At 67.0% G+C, this 18022-nt stretch carries 18 protein-coding genes; 13 read left to right on the top strand and 5 right to left on the bottom strand.

What is annotated here, in order from left to right; genetic code table 11:
• Positions 1 to 48: 48 nt before the first annotated feature.
• Entirely contained in the window at positions 49 to 408 is a 360-nt protein-coding gene (locus AC07M7_RS13670) for a response regulator (protein ID WP_006362973.1), read from the bottom strand.
• Positions 398 to 1561: a two-component system sensor histidine kinase NtrB gene (locus AC07M7_RS13665; RefSeq protein WP_495207623.1), complete on the bottom strand. Its 1164-nt coding sequence runs from the start codon at positions 1559 to 1561 to the stop codon at positions 398 to 400. Before AC07M7_RS13665 ends, AC07M7_RS13670 begins: the two co-directional genes overlap by 11 nt.
• Before the next feature lie 152 nt (positions 1562 to 1713).
• Here AC07M7_RS13665 and AC07M7_RS13660 point away from each other — a divergent pair, with 152 nt between their 5' ends.
• From AC07M7_RS13660 to AC07M7_RS13640, 5 genes are all read left to right on the top strand, one after another.
• On the top strand, positions 1714 to 4839 hold the full coding sequence (locus tag AC07M7_RS13660) for a response regulator (RefSeq protein ID WP_495207622.1): 3126 nt from the start codon (positions 1714 to 1716) through the stop codon (positions 4837 to 4839).
• Positions 4836 to 5660 carry a CheR family methyltransferase gene (locus AC07M7_RS13655; protein WP_046984717.1) on the top strand — a complete coding sequence of 275 codons (825 nt, stop codon included), beginning with the start codon at positions 4836 to 4838 and terminating at the stop codon, positions 5658 to 5660. The genes AC07M7_RS13660 and AC07M7_RS13655 overlap by 4 nt, the downstream gene beginning before the upstream one ends.
• On the top strand, positions 5660 to 6235 hold the full coding sequence (locus tag AC07M7_RS13650; RefSeq protein WP_046984718.1) for a chemotaxis protein CheB: 576 nt from the start codon (positions 5660 to 5662) through the stop codon (positions 6233 to 6235). The genes AC07M7_RS13655 and AC07M7_RS13650 overlap by 1 nt, the downstream gene beginning before the upstream one ends.
• On the top strand, positions 6232 to 7365 hold the full coding sequence (locus tag AC07M7_RS13645; protein ID WP_136638735.1) for a hybrid sensor histidine kinase/response regulator: 1134 nt from the start codon (positions 6232 to 6234) through the stop codon (positions 7363 to 7365). The genes AC07M7_RS13650 and AC07M7_RS13645 overlap by 4 nt, the downstream gene beginning before the upstream one ends.
• Positions 7366 to 7448: 83 nt before the next feature.
• Positions 7449 to 7877 (top strand): BLUF domain-containing protein, encoded by a 429-nt coding sequence (locus AC07M7_RS13640; RefSeq protein ID WP_046984720.1) that lies wholly within the window; start codon positions 7449 to 7451, stop codon positions 7875 to 7877.
• A 14-nt stretch (positions 7878 to 7891) separates the two neighbouring features.
• Here the strand turns inward: AC07M7_RS13640 and AC07M7_RS13635 are convergent, their stop codons facing one another.
• Positions 7892 to 8212 carry an ArsR/SmtB family transcription factor gene (locus tag AC07M7_RS13635; protein ID WP_495207621.1) on the bottom strand — a complete coding sequence of 107 codons (321 nt, stop codon included), beginning with the start codon at positions 8210 to 8212 and terminating at the stop codon, positions 7892 to 7894.
• An 86-nt stretch (positions 8213 to 8298) separates the two neighbouring features.
• On the opposite strand from AC07M7_RS13635, the gene AC07M7_RS13630 reads away from it, so the two are divergent.
• The 3 genes from AC07M7_RS13630 to AC07M7_RS13620 all read left to right on the top strand — a co-directional run bounded on the left by AC07M7_RS13630 (position 8299) and on the right by AC07M7_RS13620 (position 10266).
• Positions 8299 to 8736 (top strand): YeeE/YedE family protein, encoded by a 438-nt coding sequence (locus AC07M7_RS13630; RefSeq protein ID WP_253079291.1) that lies wholly within the window; start codon positions 8299 to 8301, stop codon positions 8734 to 8736.
• Complete coding sequence (locus tag AC07M7_RS13625; protein WP_426353622.1) at positions 8733 to 9146, top strand: DUF6691 family protein; 414 nt, start codon at positions 8733 to 8735, stop codon at positions 9144 to 9146. Before AC07M7_RS13630 ends, AC07M7_RS13625 begins: the two co-directional genes overlap by 4 nt.
• A 67-nt stretch (positions 9147 to 9213) precedes the next feature.
• Positions 9214 to 10266: a linear amide C-N hydrolase gene (locus tag AC07M7_RS13620; protein ID WP_426353621.1), complete on the top strand. Its 1053-nt coding sequence runs from the start codon at positions 9214 to 9216 to the stop codon at positions 10264 to 10266.
• Here the strand turns inward: AC07M7_RS13620 and AC07M7_RS13615 are convergent.
• Positions 10263 to 11042 carry a DUF6491 family protein gene (locus tag AC07M7_RS13615; protein ID WP_495207620.1) on the bottom strand — a complete coding sequence of 260 codons (780 nt, stop codon included), beginning with the start codon at positions 11040 to 11042 and terminating at the stop codon, positions 10263 to 10265. The two genes, AC07M7_RS13620 and AC07M7_RS13615, sit on opposite strands and share 4 nt — an antisense overlap.
• 81 nt (positions 11043 to 11123) lie before the next feature.
• On the opposite strand from AC07M7_RS13615, the gene AC07M7_RS13610 reads away from it, so the two are divergent.
• Both AC07M7_RS13610 and AC07M7_RS13605 read left to right on the top strand, forming a co-directional pair.
• On the top strand, positions 11124 to 11819 hold the full coding sequence (locus tag AC07M7_RS13610) for a helix-turn-helix transcriptional regulator (protein ID WP_253079309.1): 696 nt from the start codon (positions 11124 to 11126) through the stop codon (positions 11817 to 11819).
• Positions 11820 to 11985: 166 nt separating this feature from the next.
• A complete protein-coding gene (locus AC07M7_RS13605) occupies positions 11986 to 12936 on the top strand; it encodes a DMT family transporter (protein ID WP_046984727.1) in 951 nt (316 codons plus the stop codon).
• A 33-nt stretch (positions 12937 to 12969) separates the two neighbouring features.
• Here the strand turns inward: AC07M7_RS13605 and AC07M7_RS13600 are convergent, their stop codons facing one another.
• Entirely contained in the window at positions 12970 to 13263 is a 294-nt protein-coding gene (locus AC07M7_RS13600) for a hypothetical protein (RefSeq protein ID WP_495207619.1), read from the bottom strand.
• Positions 13264 to 13290: 27 nt separating this feature from the next.
• Between AC07M7_RS13600 and thrA the strand changes: the two genes are divergently transcribed.
• Genes thrA through thrC form a run of 3 tightly spaced genes read left to right on the top strand, consistent with a single transcriptional unit; the run spans position 13291 to position 18022 of the window.
• Positions 13291 to 15795 (top strand): bifunctional aspartate kinase/homoserine dehydrogenase I, encoded by a 2505-nt coding sequence (gene thrA / locus AC07M7_RS13595; protein ID WP_495207618.1) that lies wholly within the window; start codon positions 13291 to 13293, stop codon positions 15793 to 15795.
• Complete coding sequence (locus AC07M7_RS13590) at positions 15792 to 16706, top strand: homoserine kinase (protein WP_253079286.1); 915 nt, start codon at positions 15792 to 15794, stop codon at positions 16704 to 16706. Before thrA ends, AC07M7_RS13590 begins: the two co-directional genes overlap by 4 nt.
• 29 nt (positions 16707 to 16735) lie before the next feature.
• Positions 16736 to 18022: a threonine synthase gene (gene thrC / locus AC07M7_RS13585; RefSeq protein WP_495207617.1), complete on the top strand. Its 1287-nt coding sequence runs from the start codon at positions 16736 to 16738 to the stop codon at positions 18020 to 18022.

Below are 18022 nucleotides of genomic sequence, written 5' to 3'. Positions count from 1 at the left end.
GGGCTCGGCTCTACGGCACGGACGTCCCGGGCATTGCCCGGGCAGGCCTCACGCCTGCTTCAACAGCTCCACCAGCTGGCGCAGGCGATAGGGCTTGGGCAGGAACTCGACCTGCTCGGGCAGCGGCGGCAGCTGCGAGCGGGCGTAGCCGGATGACAGGATCATCCGCGCCTGCGGCTGATCGCGCGCCACATGTTCGCTGAGTTCGATGCCGGACATGCCGTTGGGCATGCTGATGTCGCTGAACACCACGTCGAAGCGTGCTTCACCCTTCAACAGGGCGGCCGCTTCGTGTGCATCGGCGGTCGTCGCCACGTCGATGCCGAAATCGCGCAGGGCCAGGCCGATCATCTCGCGAAGATCGGTCTGGTCCTCCACCATCAATACACGGATCGGGTCATCGGTCATGGGCAGGTTCCTCCATTGCGGGAAGCAGCAGGCTGACCGTGGTGCCGACACCGGGCGTGGTGGACACGTCGACGAAGCCGCCGCTCTGGGTAGTGAATCCGAACACCTGGCTCAGGCCCAGGCCGCTGCCTTTGCCGATGTCCTTGGTGGTGAAGAACGGTTCGGTTGCCCGTTCGGCGATTTCAGCGGCCATGCCATGGCCCTCGTCGCAGACACTGAGGGTGACGTAGCCACGTTGCAACGTGGTGTCCGCATCCGGGTCGAGGCGATGTTCCAGGGTGGTACCGACCAGGATGCGACCACCGTCGAGGGTCGCCTCCACGGCATTGGCCACCAGGTTGGCCAGTGCGGTCTGCAGCTGCATCGCATCGGTGCTGACCGGTGGCAGATCCGGCGTGAAGCGAGCATCGAGCACGACCGAAGGAGGGCAGGCACGCTGCAGGTCGGGCAGCCACTGCTGCACCAGCGCATTGATGTCCACTGCCTCCCGGATCAGCGTCTGGCCGGTGCTGAAGGCCAGCAGCTGGCGGGTCAGCAGGGCGCCGCGGTCGGTGGCGGTCTGCGCAGCATCCAGTAGTTCGGCGGCGCGTACGTCGTCACCGCTGACGCGCAGGGACAGCAGGTCCAGCGCGTTGCCGATGGTGGTCAGCAGATTGTTGAACTCATGCGACAGCCCGCGGCTGAGTCGGCCGACGGTCTCGAACTGCTGGGTATGGCGCAGTGCCCGCTGGGCATCGCGCAGCAGCCGCTGTGCCTGCCATTGCTCGGTGATATCACGGGTGATCTTGACGAAGCCGAGCAGTTCGCCGGCTTCGGAGACCGGCTCGATCACGATGCTGGCGCGGAATGAAGAGCCGTCACGGCGGACCCGCCAGCCCTCGCTTGCATGATGGCCGTGCTGCGCTGCAAGACGGAGCAGGCGCTGCGGTTCACCCGCCTCGCGATCGGCAGGCAGATAGAAACGACCGAAATGGGTGCCGATGACCTCGTCGGCTGAATAGCCCTTGATGCGCTCGGCACCCGGGTTCCAGCTGCATACCCTGCCATCGGGATCAAGCAGATACAGCGCATGGTCGCGAACGCTGTCGATCAGCAATCGCAGTTGTCGGGAAGGGTCCGTCAGCACGGACGCCGTAGAAGCTGCTGCGTCCACGTTGAAATGAGCATTACCCCTGTGAGGGACGAAAAGCTAGGCATTGAAGTGTGAAGGATGCGTGCAGGCGAGGCGCGTGCCAATGGTCCTGTGCGGCTGAATGCGACACGGAGTACCATCACCCACCTTTTTGTCTACTGGAGCCGACCTGCATGCGTCCTGGTGCGACCACGCGTGACCGCTGGATCTGGATGACCTCCGCTGTGCTGCTGGCCGCAACCATCGCGCTGGAGCTGGTGGTGCCGCTGGGCTATGCGGTATGGCTGGCTTACTTCCTTGCCGTGGGCGTGACGGTGTTCCAGCGCAGCGCACGGGCACCGTTCATTGTGGCGGTGCTTGCCTGCATCCTGCTGATCGTCGGCTACAACATCGCACCGGCCAGCTCGAACTCGGCATTCTCGTTCGTCAATCGCAGCATCGGCGGCGGCGCATTCCTGATGATCGCGCTGATTGTTTCCCGTGCGATCCAGGCCCGGCGCCAGGCGATGCGCACGTTGTGGCTGCAGGAGGCGGAGAACGCGGTGGCGATGAGCCTGCGCGGCGACCTGGGGCCGGAGCAGATCGCCGATGCGGCAGTGACCCGTCTGGCGGAGCAGCTTCGCGCCGACGTGGGGGCGGTCTATCGGCTGGAGGGCGGACGGCTGCAGTTGACCGGTGGCATGGCGCTGCCCTCAGGCACACCCGCCTCGTTGTCGTTGCAGGAAGGACTGGCCGGGCAGGTCGCGCGTGATGAACGCATCCGTCACCTGCACGGCGACGAGGCAGCCGTGCTCGAACTGCAGACCAGCCTGGGCCGGTTGCCGGTGCGCGAACGCATCCTTGCGCCGATCAACAGCGATGGCAGCGTGGTGGGTGTCATTGAGCTGGGCCGGGCGCGCGTCGGTGACCAGCAGGGCCTGGACGACGAACTGCTGGAGCGCTGCGCCGAGACCATCGGCATGGCCCTTCGTGCCTCATTGCTTAGGGCGCAGCTGGTGGTCCTGCTGGAAGAATCGCAGCGTCAGGGCGAAGAACTGCAGGCCCAGCAGGAAGAGCTGCGTGTGGCCAACGAGGAGCTGGAAGAGCAGAGCCGCAGCCTGTTGCAGTCACAGAGCCATCTGGAAGAGCAGCAGGCCGAGCTGGAGCAGAGCAATGTCCAGCTGGAAGAGCGCACCCATGAACTGGAGGCGCAGAAGCAAGCGCTGCTGGTTGCGCAGGGGCAGTTGGTCCGCAACAGCAATGAGCTGGCTGCCACCTCGCGTTACAAGTCCGAGTTCCTCGCCAACATGTCGCACGAACTGCGCACGCCACTGAACAGCTCGCTGATCCTGGCCAAGCTGCTGGCCGACAACAAGGACGGCACGCTGACCGAGGAGCAGGTGAAGTATGCCCGTGCGATCCTGTCGTCCAACAATGACCTGCTGGCGTTGATCAACGACATCCTCGATCTGTCCCGCATCGAGGCCGGCCACGTTGAGCTGGCCGATGAAGTGGTGGTGGTCGACAGTGTGCTGCAACGCCTGCGCGAGACCTTCGAGCCGATGGCGCGGCAGAAGGGCCTGGCGCTGGAGATCGAGGCCGATGCGCTGGCACCGACCCAGCTGATGGCCGACAACCAGCGCCTGCAGCAGATCCTGAAGAACCTGTTGGCCAATGCCCTGAAGTTCACCGAGCACGGCAAGGTCAGCCTGCACGTGCGCGCTGGCGGCAGTGGACGCGTGCGTTTCGATGTCTGCGATACCGGCATCGGCATCGCCCGCGAGCAGCTGCCGGTCATCTTCGAGGCGTTCCGCCAGGCCGATGGCAGCACGCGTCGCCGCTACGGCGGCACCGGCCTGGGCCTGTCGATCTCGCGCGACCTGGCCGAGCGCATGGGCGGCAGCATCCAGGTCGACAGCGAGCCGGGACGCGGCAGTTGCTTCATCCTTGAGCTGCCGCTGCAGGGTGCGCCGGCGCCCGAAGCTCTCCCGGCGACGGCGACGGAAGCTGTCCTGTTGTCAGCGGCGGCGCCGGCACCGGCACCGGCAGCCGCTCGTGTTGTGGCTGCGCCTGCGGCTGTGCTCCCGGCCGCTGTGTCGATGGCAACTGCGAGCGTGGCGGATGACCGGGGCCGGCGCCAGCGCGCCGGTCGGCTGATCCTGGCGGTGGAGGATGACACCACCTTCGCCGAGGCGCTTGTGGCATTGGCCCATGAGCTGGACTTCGACTGCGTGGTAGCCAGCACGGCCGAAGAGGCGCTGGCGCTGGCTGCCGAGTTGCGCCCGAACGGCATCCTGCTCGATATCGGCCTGCCCGACGTTTCCGGTCTGAGCGTGCTGGAGCGGCTGAAGCGCAATCCGGATACGCGCCACATCCCGGTGCATGTGGTTTCGGCGATGGACCGCAGCCAGGTGGCGCGCGAGTTGGGCGCGATCGGCTTCGCGATCAAACCGACCACACGTGAGCGTCTGGCAGCGGCCATCGAGCAGCTGGAACAGACCAGCCGGCGCGATGTAAGGCGCCTGCTGATCGTCGAGGACGACAGCGAGCTGCGCCGCAACCTGGAGCTGCTGCTGGGCCGCGAGCAACTGCAGATTGTCGCCGTCGGTACTCTTGCCGGCGCGCTGGAACAGCTCAGCACGGTTACCTTCGATTGCATGGTGATGGACCTGTCGTTGCCGGATGGCAGCGGTTACGACCTGCTCGAGCACATGGCCAACAACGATGACGTCGGCTTCCCGCCGGTGATCGTCTACACCGGCCGGGCGCTCAGCCGCGAAGAAGAGCAGCGCCTGCGCCGTTACTCGAAGAGCATCATCATCAAGGGCGCGCGTTCGCCGGAGCGCCTGCTGGACGAAGTGACCCTGTTCCTGCACAGCGTCGAGGCCAGTCTGCCCAGCGACCAGCAGCGTCTGCTGCGGGAGGCGCGCCGCCGTGACACCGTGCTCGACGGCCGCACCGTATTGCTGGCCGAGGACGACGTGCGCAACATCTTCGCGCTGTCCAGCGTGCTCGAACCGCTTGGCGTGACCCTGGAGATCGCGCGCAACGGCCAGGAGGCGGTTGACCGCCTGGCCGAGCGTGAGGTCGACCTGGTGCTGATGGACATCATGATGCCGGAGAAGGATGGCCTGGCCGCGATGCGCGAGATCCGCGCGCAGCGCCACCTGCAGGACCTGCCGATCATCGCATTGACCGCCAAGGCCATGCCGGACGACCGCGAACGTTGCCTGCAGGCCGGTGCCAATGACTACATCGCCAAGCCGATCGATGTCGACAAGCTGGTCTCGCTGTGCCGGGTCTGGTGCTCGCGGCAATGAACGAGCAGGCGCTGTTCGATCTGGAACTGAAGGTGTTGCTGGAGGCGTTGTACCAGCGCTACCACTATGACTTTCGCAGCTATGCGGTGTCGTCGCTGCGCCGGCGTATCCGCCAGGCCATGCAGCGTTATGAGTGCGAGCGCCTGGCGGACCTGCAGCATCGCCTGCTGCACGAGCCGGAGCTGTTCGCCCAGGCCATGCAGTTCTTCACCGTGCAGGTCTCGGAGATGTTCCGGGACCCCGCCTATTTCCGTGAGCTGCGCGAACAGGTGGTGCCGGTGCTGCGCACCTATCCGTCGGTGAAGCTGTGGGTGGCCGGTTGCAGCACCGGGGAGGAAGTGTGGTCGCTGGCGATCCTGCTGCATGAAGAAGGGCTGCTCGAGCGCAGCATCGTCTATGCCACCGATATCAATCCGGCCGCGCTGGCCACGGCCGAGGCGGGCGCCTATGGCATCGACCGGATGGCCCAGTTCAGCCGTAACTACCTGGCCGCCGGTGGCACCGCGTCGCTGTCCAACTATTACGCCACGGCCTACGATGGCGCCGTGTTCGACCGCCAGCTGCGTCGCAACGTGGTGTTCGCCGACCACAGCCTGGCCACCGATACAGTGTTCTCTGAAGTGCATCTGGTGTCGTGCCGCAACGTATTGATCTATTTCAACCGTGATCTCCAGGACCGGGCCGTGGGACTGTTCCGCGAGGCGCTGGTGCACCGGGGATTCCTCGGCCTGGGCAGCAAGGAGTCGCTGCAGTTCGGGCGCCACCACGATGCCTTCGAGGTCTGTTCGCGCGAGCATCGCCTGTACCGGAAGGTTGCCTGATGGCGGTGCAGGTTCGCCCAGCGGTGCTGGTGGTCGGTGCCTCCGCAGGAGGCGTCGCGGCGCTGCAGGCTGTGCTGGGTGCGCTTCCGGCCAGGCTGCCGGCGCCGGTGCTGGCCGTGTTGCACCTCCCGCGCGACCGCTCCAGCCGCATTGCCGAAGTGCTGGCGCCGTACTGCGCGCTGCAGGTGCGCGAGGCGGAGGACAAGCAGCCGCTGCAGCCCGGAACGGTGACGTTCGCCCCGCCGGACTACCACCTGCTGGTGGAGGATGCCGGCGCGGTCGCTTTGTCGGTGGACGCGCCAGTGTTGTTCTCGCGCCCGGCCATCGACCCGCTGTTTGAATCGGCCGCTGCGGTGTTTGGTCCGCAGGTGCTGGCGCTGCTGCTGACCGGTGCCAGCAGCGATGGCAGCGAAGGCGTAGCCGCTGTACGCGCCGCCGGAGGCCGCGCCTGGCTGCAATGCCCCGAGGAGGCCGAGGCATCGATGATGCCGGCTTCCGCCCTGCAGCATGCCGGCGCCGATGCCGTGCTGCCCCTTGAACTGATGTGTCGTCGCCTGAAGGAGTTGTTTGCATGAACCTGCTGCCACCGGACCCTGCGCAGTCGCAGTCCCCGGTCAACCTGCTGATCGTCGATGACGTGCCGCAGAACCTGGTGGCCATGCAGGCGCTGCTGCAGCGCGAGGGCGTCAATCTGTTGCTGGCCAGCTCCGGTGCGCAGGCGCTGGAGCTGCTGCTGGAGCATGAGGTCGCGCTTGCCCTGCTGGACGTGCACATGCCGGAAATCGATGGCTTCACCCTGGCTGAGCTGATGCGCGGTTCGCATCGCAGCCGCACGGTACCGATCATTTTCCTGACCGCCTCGCCGGATGATCCGGTGCGCGCGTTCAAGGGCTACGAAACCGGCGCGGTGGATTTCCTGCACAAGCCGGTGGCGCCGCAGGTGATCCTGAGCAAGGTCAACGTCTTCATCGAGCTGTACCAGCAACGGCAGTTGCTGAAGGCGCGCAACGAAGCGCTGGAGCGTGCGCTCAAGCTCAACGAGACGATGGCTGCGGTACTGACCCACGACCTGCGTACGCCGCTGTCGGCGATCCTGCTGTGTGCCGACAAGCTGGCGCTGGACATTCCGCAAGGCAACGCGGGTGCGCAGCAGACGCTGCAGTACCTGGAGGCCAGCACCCTGCGCATGGCGCGGATGGTGGAGCAGCTGCTGGACTTCTCGCGGATCCGCAGCGGCGGCCTGCGCCTGCAGGCCAGTACCTGCGATCTGGCCGAGGTCACCCGGGCGGTGGTGGCGGAGGTGGGGAGTGCGCATGGTGCAGGCCGGATCCGACTGGATACACACGGCGACACGCAGCTTCAGGGCGACCTGGATCGACTGGGACAGGTTGCAGCAAACCTGATCGGCAATGCGCTGACGCATGGCAACGAGGCACAGGTCGAGGTGGATGGCCGTGACCCGCGCAACGTGCTGTTGCGGGTGCGCAATGCCGGGGAGATCGATGCGGCGCTGCTGCCGCGCCTGTTCGAACCGTTCAAGGCCAGCTTCCACCAGAGCAACGGACTTGGCCTCGGCCTGTACATCGTCGATCAGTTCGTGCGGGCGCATGGCGGTCGTATCGGTGCCCGCAACGAAGCAGGGCAGGTGGTATTCGAGGCGTTGTTGCCGAGGCGCAGTGACGGAGCGCTGGCGGCCGCAAGCTGAATTCTTCAGCAAACGTTTCCCGATACTGAGACGGGCTCGTCCGCAACTGCTACCGTGGCGACTCACGTTGCCAAGGAAGCTCCATGCCATTGCGTGCCATCGCCTACGTCAGCAAGGTGCTGCCGGATCTTTCCGCCGAACGCCTGCATGTATTGGTCGAGGACGCGGCACGCTTCAACAAGCTGGCCGGGGTGACCGGCGTGCTGCTGCATGACGGCGACCGTTTCCTGCAGTACATCGAGGGCCCACCGGACGGCATCGATTCGGTGTATGAGCGCATCCTGCAGGCTGGCAGCCATATCGACATCGTCGAGCTGGCACGCGGCCGGCTGGGCCAGCGCCAGTTCCCGTACTGGTCGATGCGCGCGCTGCCGGTGGATGCTGCGCTGCTGCGCCAGCTGTCTTCCAGTGACTGGTCGGGATTCACCCGCGCACTGCAGGGCGACCGTTCCGCGCCGACGCCGGTGGATCTGCTCGACAGGGTGGTGCAGCCGGTCCTGCACGTCGGCTGAGCCCGCATCCCCGCTCAGCGCGGGTCGCCACCACAGTAGGCGGCATGCAACGCTTTCAGCACACCCAGCGCCGGGCCATCGACCACGCGGTAGTGGATGGCCTGCGCCTGGCGCCGGGTCGCAACGATATCCAGTTCGCGCAGCACCGCCAGGTGCTGCGACAGCGCCGATGCACTGAGCCCGGTCAGCGCCTGCAGCTCCGGCACCGGCGCTTCGCCTTCCACCAGCCGGCACAACACGCGCAACCGCGCAGGATGAGCCAGGCGCTTGAGCAGAGCGGCGGCCTGCGTGGTGTGCTCGGCCATTGCTGCGCTGTCGAGCTCGATGTGGGCCATGGTTGACCTTTTTGTTTAGAAGAAGCTAATTTAGAAAAAGCTAAATAAGAAGGCAAGCCGATGAACGGAATCGACAGGGGCAGGGCGTGAACCTGCCATGGAGTGCGGTGGCTGGCGGGGCGCTGATCGGCGCCGCCGCGGTGCTGTTGCTCGCCACCCTCGGGCGTGTGGCCGGCATCAGCGGAATCGCTGCGGGCAGCCTGCGCGCAGCAAAAGGGGAGCGCGGCTGGCGTTGGGCGTTCTTGCTCGGACTGCTCACTGCGGCGGGGTTGGTGTTGCTGTGGCAATCGGTGCCGGAGGCATCGCCGCAGGTGCCGCTACGTGATGCGTTGCCGGCCTGGCAGCTGGTCGGCGCCGGCCTGCTGGTGGGCTTTGGTACCCGGTTGGGTAGCGGCTGCACCAGTGGCCACGGCGTCTGTGGCATGGCCCGCGGCTCGAAGCGTTCGCTGCTGGCAGTGCTGGTGTTCATGGCCTGCGCAATGCTGACCACCTTCCTGATCCGGCACGGCGGAGGTCTGGCATGAGTCGCGCATTATGGGCCGCCGCTGTGGCCGGTGCGCTGTTTGGCGCTGGGCTGGCGCTTTCCGGGATGACCGACGCGCGTCGTGTGCTCGGCTTCCTTGATGTGGCCGGTGATTTTGATCCCACGTTGATGTGGGTGCTGGCCTCGGCGATGCTGGTCAGTGCGGTCGGGCAGCGCTGGGTGCTGCGACGCACGCGCCCCTGGTGTGCGGCCCGCTTCCAGCTGCCCACCGTACGTGATATCGATGCGCGCCTGCTGCTGGGCGCCGCACTGTTCGGCATAGGCTGGGGCTGGGCAGGCTATTGTCCCGGTCCGGCCATTGCCGGCCTGGCGGTGGCATCTCGCGAAGCGCTGTGGTTCGTACCCGCGATGCTGCTGGGCTTCTGGCTGCACGACCGCTTCGTACGCTGAGGTTTCACCGCTGTGTCACGATGGATCGGGTCAGATCCACGGACCACGGGGAAAGGAGCGTACTGATATGGCACGGATGAAGTGGAAGGGTAGGGCGATGCTGGCCGTGGCGCTGGCCGCCGCGATCACACCGGCACTGGCTTGTACGCGCGCGGTGTACCTGGGTGACAACGGTGATGTGATCACCGCACGTTCGATGGACTGGAAGGTCGACGTAGCGACCAATCTGTACGTCCTGCCGCGTGGCATTGCACGTACCGGCCAGGCGGGCCCGAAGTCGCTGGCCTGGACCGCGCGCTACGGCAGCGTGGTGGCCACCGGCTACGACGTGTCGACCACCGACGGCATGAACGAGAAGGGCCTGGTCGCCAACCTGCTGTGGCTGGTGGAGTCGGAGTACCCGCAGCAGCGCGGCAACAAGCCGGGACTGGCCATCTCGCTGTGGGCGCAGTACGTGCTCGACAATTTCGCAACGGTGGAAGAGGCGGTGGCGGCGCTGAAGCGCGAGCCGTACTCGATCGTCACCGACAAGGTTCCCGGCGAAGACCGCCAGGCGACGCTGCACCTGTCACTGTCCGATGCCAGCGGCGACAGTGCCATTGTCGAATACATCGGCGGCCGCCAGGTGATCCATCACGACCGCCGCTACCAGGTGATGACCAACTCGCCGATCTTCGAGCAGCAGCTGGCACTCAACAGCTACTGGCAGCAGATCGGTGGCACGGTGATGCTGCCGGGTACCAACCGCTCATCCGACCGCTTCGCGCGGGCTTCGTTCTACATCAATGCGATTCCCAAGGCCGAGGATCCGGTGGAGGCCCTGGCCAGTGTGTTCAGCGTGATCCGCAACGCGTCGGTGCCGTACGGCATCACCACGCCGGGCGAGCCGAACATCTCGTCCACGCGCTGGCGCACCGTGGCCGACCACAAGCGGCGGCTGTACTTCTTCGAATCGGCGTTGACCCCGAATACCTTCTGGGTCGATCTGAACAAGGTCGATTTCGGCGGCCAGGTGCTCAAGCTCGAGCTGGGCAAGGACCAGCGCAACACGTTCGCCGGCGACGCACTGGGCCACTTCGTGCCCAGCGCGCCGTTCACCTTCCTCGGCGTCGAAAGTTAGTTCGACGCCTGGCTGGATGCCGGGTAGACGGCCTGGATCGTGCAGCTGCCGCGGGTGTACTGCGGCAGCGGCGCCAGGGCATCGTTGCGCAGGTCGCCATTCTCGAAATCGGCGGTGAGGATGCGATCGCCGGCATTGCCACAGATCAGCCCGTTCTGCATGCCGGAGCGGAAGCTGAGCTGCGGCGCGCGGTCGAGCTGACGGCAGTGGCCGCCGAGTTCGACGCGGTAGTAGCGGTGACCACCATTGCGACGCGGGTTGGTCTCCACCAGCATGCCCTGCGGGTCGGATGACCAGGCACGGACGTTGCGGGTGGCGAAGCAGTAGGACGGTGAGCCGCCGAAGCTGCGGCGGATTTCCTTGCGCTCGCGGATGGTCACGGCGGGCAGGGTGGCCGTGCGCAGGCGATCGCTGTCACGGGCGACGCTGGCGTAGTCGCGATCCTGTACCGGGGTAACCGCGCTGACGGCGCAGCTGCGGTCGTCGACCACGACGCGTTCGCTGGGACGACCACAGGCCCAGCCGGCCGGTGCTTCCAGTTTCAGCGTGGTGGCACCGCGGACACCGGGGCAGTCTTCGTTGAAATCGATGCGATAGGCCTGGCCGGAGGCGGCGCGCAATGCAATCGAGCGCGGTGATGCCTGCTCCACTTCCTGCACGCCGACCGCATCCATGCAGTGCGGAGCGGGCGGGGTGCGTTCCTGTGCCGATGCCGAGCTGGCGACTGCCAGGCTGAGACTTGCGGCCAGCACCACAAACACGTGTTGATGGGTCATGACCTGCACTCCCTGCGTTGGATGACGGCCCGACTATAGCAGCGGTTTGCACGGCCGTTGCTACACGCGCACACTGTCAGGATGGGCGCCATCTTCCATCTGCGGCACTACGGACAGGCCACCGGCCTGGACCGTCATGACTATGCGCAATGGGTGCTGCCACTGCAGGGCGAACTGCAGTTCGAGATGGAAGGCCGCGGCGGTCGCCTGGACTTGCTGCAGGGCGCTTTCGTGGCTGCTGGTGAAGCACATGACCAGATGGCCGATGGCCCCAATGGTTTCGTGATTGTCGATTGCCCCCCGGGCGTGCTCGATGACGGCACGCAGGAGCACCTGTGCCGGCAGCGCTGGCTGCACCTGCCGCTGGCGCTCCGACACCGCCTGGCGGGTGTGCAGGGCGGCCAGCCGATGCCGGCGCTGCTCCCACAACTGCTGCAGGTGTTCGCACCAGCGGGCAGTGGTGCGCGCATGCAGGGGCTGTGCGCGGCGGTGCAGGTCGATCCGGGGCAATCGTGGCCGGTGGCACGTATGTCGGCCTTCGTGGGCGTCAGCGAGAGCCGTCTGCATGCCTTGTTCCAGCGTGAATTCGGGCTCAGCCCGCAGGCCTGGCTCAGTGCGTGCCGGCTGCGCTGGGCCAAGCACCAGCTGCGTACGAGCGCCGCGCCGATCAGCGATATCGCGCTGGCCGCAGGCTATTCCGAGCAGAGCGCACTGACCCGCGCGCTGCGGCGTGAGTGTGGGCAGACCCCGGCCGCCTGGCGCAGGGGTGCCATCTGATCTTTAGAGCCGAGCCCACGCTCGACTGCTTTTGCTCCGACCACCCCGCGAACGGCAGTCGAGCATGGCTCGGCTCTACAACGGCGGCAGGGCAGTAGCCTCGGTCAAGAGCTCGCGCTGGCCACCGCTTACACTGCGCAGCCTGTTCTCCCCCCAAGAACCCGAAATGCGCAACAACCCGATGGCCCTGGGCATCGTCAATGGCGTTGCCGCCGGCGCGCTGTGGGGCGTGGTCTTCCTCGCGCCCGCCGTGCTGCAGTCGTTCAATGCCCTGCAGCTCTCTGCCGGCCGCTACCTGGTCTACGGTCTGATCGCTGTGGTACTGCTGCTGCCGCGCTGGAAGCGATTGGCCCCGCGGCTTGGTCGTGCCGAGTGGATCGGTCTGCTGTGGCTGAGCCTGGCTGGCAACCTGGTGTACTTCCTGCTGCTGGCCACGGCCGTGCAGTGGGCCGGAGGTGCGGCGGCGTCGTTGATCGTCGGCCTGATTCCGGTGGTTGTGACGTTGGTTGGTGTGCGCGAGCAGGGCGCGGTGCCGTTGAAGCAGCTGTTGCCGGCACTGGGCCTGTGCGTGCTCGGCGTGGCGCTGGTTGGCTGGGAAGCACTGATGTCCGAGCATCTGGCAACGCCCTGGCGGCAGCGCCTGATCGGCCTGCTGTGCGCGTTTGGTGCGCTGTTCTCGTGGGCGCTGTACTCGATCGGCAACAGCCGCTGGCTGGCGCGCCGTTCCGACTTGTCCAGCCACGACTGGTCACTGCTGACCGGCGTCACCACCGGCGGGCTGGCCCTGCTGCTGGTGCCGATGGCGTTCATCGGCCACACCGGCAGCCACACGTCAGCGCAGTGGAGTGGCTTCTGGGCGATCAGTGCCGGCGTGGCGGTGGTGGCCTCGATCCTCGGCAATGCGTTCTGGAACCGCGCCAGCCGCCTGCTGCCGTTGACCCTGACCGGGCAGATGATCGTGTTCGAAACCCTGTTCGCGCTGCTCTACGCATTCGCCTGGCAGCAGCGCTGGCCCTCGCTGCTCGAAGCCCTGGCGATCGTGTTCCTGGTGGCGGGCGTGATGCTGTGCGCGCACGCCCACCGTACGCCACGGGCGATCGCCGAACATGCCGGCTGAATGCCGTCGTCAAGCGCGCTGATGCCGGTTTTGTCACAGATGCAACCAAATGGCGGCACGATGACCGATGATCGTCGCAGCGATTTTTTGCATCGCAGCACTTGACAGCACCCCGGCGGCCGGTGTTTTCTGTGCGTCATGGTCCTTGATGCCGCCCACGCCAGCCTGACCGCCCCCGCCACCGCGGGCCGTTCGACTGCGCCGGTCGCCACCACCACCATTACCACCACCGTCACCACTGCCCTGGTGCGGCCCGTCGTCTTCGTGTAACTCCCGAAAACCACGGCCCCGCACCATACAGGTGGCGGGGAAACTCGACACCTGCATGCGACGGGGCCTCCTACCGAGGTCTGCATGTCTTCCCACGCCCCCGCCCAACCCGTTGCACCGGCCGATCTGGCTGCGCCGTCCACCGTCGTGCACAAGTTCGGTGGCACCTCGGTGGCCGACGCCGAGCGCTACCGCCATGTCGCCGGCCTGCTGCTGGCCCGCCCCGAATCGCTGCAGGTCACCGTTGTATCGGCGATGAAGGGCGTCACCGACGCGCTGATCGAACTGGCCCAGATGGCAGCAAAGGGTGACGAAGGCTGGCGCGAGGTCTGGCATGCACTGCGCGCCCGCCACCGCGGCGCGGCGGTGGCCCTGCTCGGCGAGCAGGTGGGCGAGACCGTGGAATGGATTGACGTGCGTTTCGATCAGCTGGCCGAAGTGCTGGCGGCACTGGCGGTGATCGGCGAACTGCCGCGAGAGGTGCTCGATCGCGTGCAGGGTCTGGGCGAAGTGTTCTCCGCGCAGCTGCTCGGTACCCACCTGCGCGCGCTGGGTGAGGACTGCGCCGTGCTCGATGCGCGCGACGTGCTGGTGGTCGCGCACGGCGAGTTGGGTGTGGACGTGGACTGGGAAGCCAGCGCCGACCGCCTGGCCAGGTGGCGCCTGCAGCATCCGCAGTCGCGCCTGGTCGCCACCGGTTTCGTTGCCCGCGACCGCCACGATCGCATCACCACGCTCGGTCGCAATGGCAGCGACTACTCCGGCGCGATCTTCGCGGCACTGTTCAACGCCGACCAACTGCACATCTGGACCGACGTCGACGGCGTGCTGTCGGCGGACCCGAGGCTGGTCCCGGAAGCGGTGCAGCTGGAATCACTGAGCTACGACGAAGCCTGCGAGCTGGCCTATTTCGGCGCCAAAGTGGTGCATCCGCAGACGATGTCGCCGGCGATCCGCCTTGGCCTGCCGATCTTCATCCGCAACACCTTCCACCCGGCGCATCCGGGTACGCGCATCAGTGCCGAGCGCTCGCCGCGCGGGCCGGTGAAAGGCCTGACCCTGAGTCCCGGACTGGCCCTGCTCAATCTGGAGGGTACTGGACTGATCGGCGTACCCGGCACCGCTGAACGCGTGTTCGCGGCATTGCGCCACGCGCAGGTTTCGGTGGTGATGATCTCGCAGGGGTCGTCGGAGCATTCGATCTGCTGCGTGGTGCGTGCGGCCGAGGCCGCGCGTGGCCGCGAGGCGCTGCTGCAGGCATTTGCGCATGAACTGTCGGTAGGCCACGTGCAGCGCGTGCAGGTCGGCGACGGTGTCAGCGTGCTGGCGGCGGTCGGCGACGGCATGGCGGGCCAGCCCGGCGTCGCCGCGCGCCTGTTCGAGGCCCTCGGCCGGGCGCAGGTGAACATCCTGGCGATCGCGCAGGGCTCGTCGGAACGCAACATCTCGGTGGCGGTGGACAGTGCCGATGCCACCCGTGCGCTGCGCGCCGCACATGCCGGCTTCTGGCTGTCGCCGCAGACCTTTGCGGTAGGTGTAATCGGGCCGGGCAATGTCGGCGCCGCACTGCTGGACCAGTTGCTGGCGGCGCGCCCGCAGCTGCTGGCCAAGGCCAATGTCGACCTGCGCCTGCGCGCGCTGGCCTCGCGTTCGCGCATGCGGCTGGAGGCTGATGGCCTGCATGCCGATTGGCGGCAGGCGCTGCAGCAGGCGGGTGAGGCCAGTGACCTGGACCGTTTCACCGAGCACCTGCTTGCCGCGCACCTGCCCCACGCGGTGGTGATCGATTGCAGTGGCAGTGCCGAGGTGGCCGAGCGCTACGAGGGGTGGCTGGCCGCCGGCATCCACGTGGTCACTCCGAACAAACAGGCCGGTGCCGGTCCGTTGGCGCGCTATCAGCGCATCCGCGCTGCTGCCGCTGCCAGCGGCGCGCGTTTCCGCTATGAAGCCACGGTGGGTGCTGGGCTGCCGGTGATCACCACGCTGCGCGACATGGTCGATACCGGCGACGAGGTGCTGGCCATCGAAGGCATCTTCTCCGGCACGCTGGCCTGGCTGTTCAACCGTTACGACGGCAGCCAGCCATTCTCGGCACTGGTCGCGCAGGCGCGCTCGATGGGTTACACCGAGCCGGATCCGCGTGACGATCTGTCCGGCATCGATGTCGCGCGCAAGCTGGTGATCCTGGCCCGCGAAGCCGGTCATCCGCTCAGCCTGGAGCAGGTCCAGGTGGAAAGCCTGGTGCCAGCGTTGCTGCGCGAGGGTGGCGTGGACGATTTCATGGCGCGCCTGGGCGAGAGCGATGCCAGCCTGTTGCAGCGCCTGCAGGACGCACGGCAGCGCGGTGCGGTGTTGCGCTACGTGGCGCGGCTGGGTTCCGACGGTGCCTCGGTCGGCCTGCAGGAACTACCCATCGAGCATGCGTTCGCCAATCTGCGGCTGACCGACAACGTGGTCCAGTTCCGTACCCGCCGTTACTGCGACAACCCGCTGGTGGTGCAGGGACCAGGCGCCGGCCCGGAAGTCACGGCCGCAGGCGTGTTCGCCGACCTGCTGCGGGTGGCCGCCGGCGAAGGAGCGCGGCTGTGATCGCACGTGCGTTCGCACCGGCCTCGGTGGCCAACGTGGCGGTGGGCTTCGATATTCTCGGCCATGCCATTGCCGGTGTCGGCGACACCGTGAGCGTGCGTCGCATCGATGAACCGGTGGTGCGGATCGAGGCAATCCGTGGCAGTGCGGTCGAGCTGCCGCTGGACGCTGCCGGCAATACCGCAGGGGCCGCGCTGATGTCGTTGCGCGAGGGGCTGGGTCTGGACTTCGGCTTCGCGATCGAGATCGACAAGGGCATTCCGTTCGGCTCCGGCATGGGCGGTTCGGCGGCGTCGAGCGTTGCAGCCCTGGTCGCCGCCAATGCACTGCTGGGCGCACCGCTGCCGCGCGAGGCGTTGTACCCGTTTGCGCTGGATGGCGAGGCGGTGGCCAGTGGCGGCCGCCACGGTGACAACGTCGGGCCGCTGCTGCTGGGCGGCTTGGCGTTGTGCACCGCTGATCGCCTGCTGCCGATTCCGGTTCCGGCCAGCTGGCACAGCCTGTTGGTGCATCCGCATGCGGTGCTGGAAACACGCCGTGCACGCCAGGCGCTGCAGGGCAGCTACGCGCTGGGTGAATTCGTCGCACAGAGTGCCAATCTTGCGCTGGTCCTGAGTGGCTGCCATCGCAGCGATGCCTCGCTGGTGCGCGCTGGCCTGCGCGACGTGCTGGTGGAGCCGCGCCGCGCCGGACTGATTATCGGTTTCGAAGCAGCACGCGACGCGGCGCTGTCGGCCCATGCGATGGGCGCGGGCATCTCAGGTGCAGGACCCAGCGTGTTCGCCTGGTTCGAGGATGCCGACCAGGCCCATGCCGCAGCGGCACCGGTGCGCGCAGCATTTGCAGCGGCCGGCTTTGACAGCGATGCCTGGGTGTCGCCGCTGGACGCGCCGGGAGCGCGGCTGTGCTGAATCCTTCCCCTCTACTGGAAACCTTGCCCATGCATTTCGTTTCGACCCGTGGCCAGTCGCCTGCTGTCGGCCTCAGTGCGGCAATCGCCGCAGGATTGGCGCCCGATGGCGGGCTGTATGTGCCCGAGGTTCTGCCTGCACCTCGTGAATTGCAGGCCGGTGCAACCCTGGCCGATACCGCCGCCGATCTGCTGGCACCGTTCTTTGCCGGCGATGCGCTGGAAGGCGCGCTGCCGTCGATCTGCCGCGAGGCCTTCGACTTCCCGGTCCCGCTGCGCTCTCTCGGCGATGGTGACCACGTGCTGGAACTGTTCCATGGGCCGACCGCGGCGTTCAAGGACATCGGCGCGCGCTTCCTGGCCGGTACGCTGTCGCGGCTGCAGGCGGACAAGGAGCGCGATCTGACGATTGTCGTCGCCACCTCCGGCGATACCGGTGCCGCCGTTGCCGCGGCCTTCCATCGCCAACCCGGCGTGCGCGTGGTGGTGCTGTATCCGGATGGGCGTGTGTCGCCGCGTCAGGCACATCAGCTCGGTTGCTTCGGTGGCAACATCCGGGCGCTGCGCGTGGCCGGTTCGTTCGATGACTGCCAGACCATGGTCAAACAGGCGCTGGCCGACCGCGAGCTGCAGGCACAGGTGCCGCTGAGTTCGGCCAACAGCATCAGCCTGGGCCGCCTGCTGCCGCAGATGAGCTACTACGCGCATGCGGCGTTGAGCCATCATGCCGCACATCGACGCCGGCTCAACCTGGTGGTGCCCACCGGCAACCTCGGCAACGCAATGGCGGCAGTGCTGGCGCGCGCGCTGGGCGTGCCGATCGGGCAGATCGTGCTGGCCACCAATGCCAATGCCGTACTGCCGGCCTACTTCAATGGCGACGACTATCAGCCGCAGGCCAGTGTTGCCACCGTTGCCAACGCGATGGACGTGGGGGCGCCCAGCAACTTCGAGCGCCTGCGCTGGCTCTACCACGGCGATGACGCGGAACTGCGAGCCGCCTTCCGTGCATTCGCGGTGGATGACGTGACCATCCGCGCGACGATTGCTGCTGAGCATGCCAGCCATGGTGAGCTGTTCTGCCCACATACGGCCACCGCAGTGAAGGTGCTGCAGGATCTGCGCAGTGGCGGTGCCAAGGGGGACTGGGCGGTGGTGGCCACCGCGCATCCGGCCAAGTTCGAAGCCGTGGTCGAGCCGCTCATCGGCGAAGCAGTAGCGGTGCCGCCGGCGCTGGAGGCGTTGCTGCAGCGACCGGCGCATGCCGACCCGTTGGCCGCCGACTATGCGGCGTTGCGCGAGGTGTTGCTGCGCTGA

Source organism: Stenotrophomonas sp. GW821-FHT09E08 (assembly GCF_059416125.1).
The sequence above is the reverse complement of the archived record's forward strand: the minus strand, read 5'-3'. Positions and strand labels throughout refer to the sequence as shown.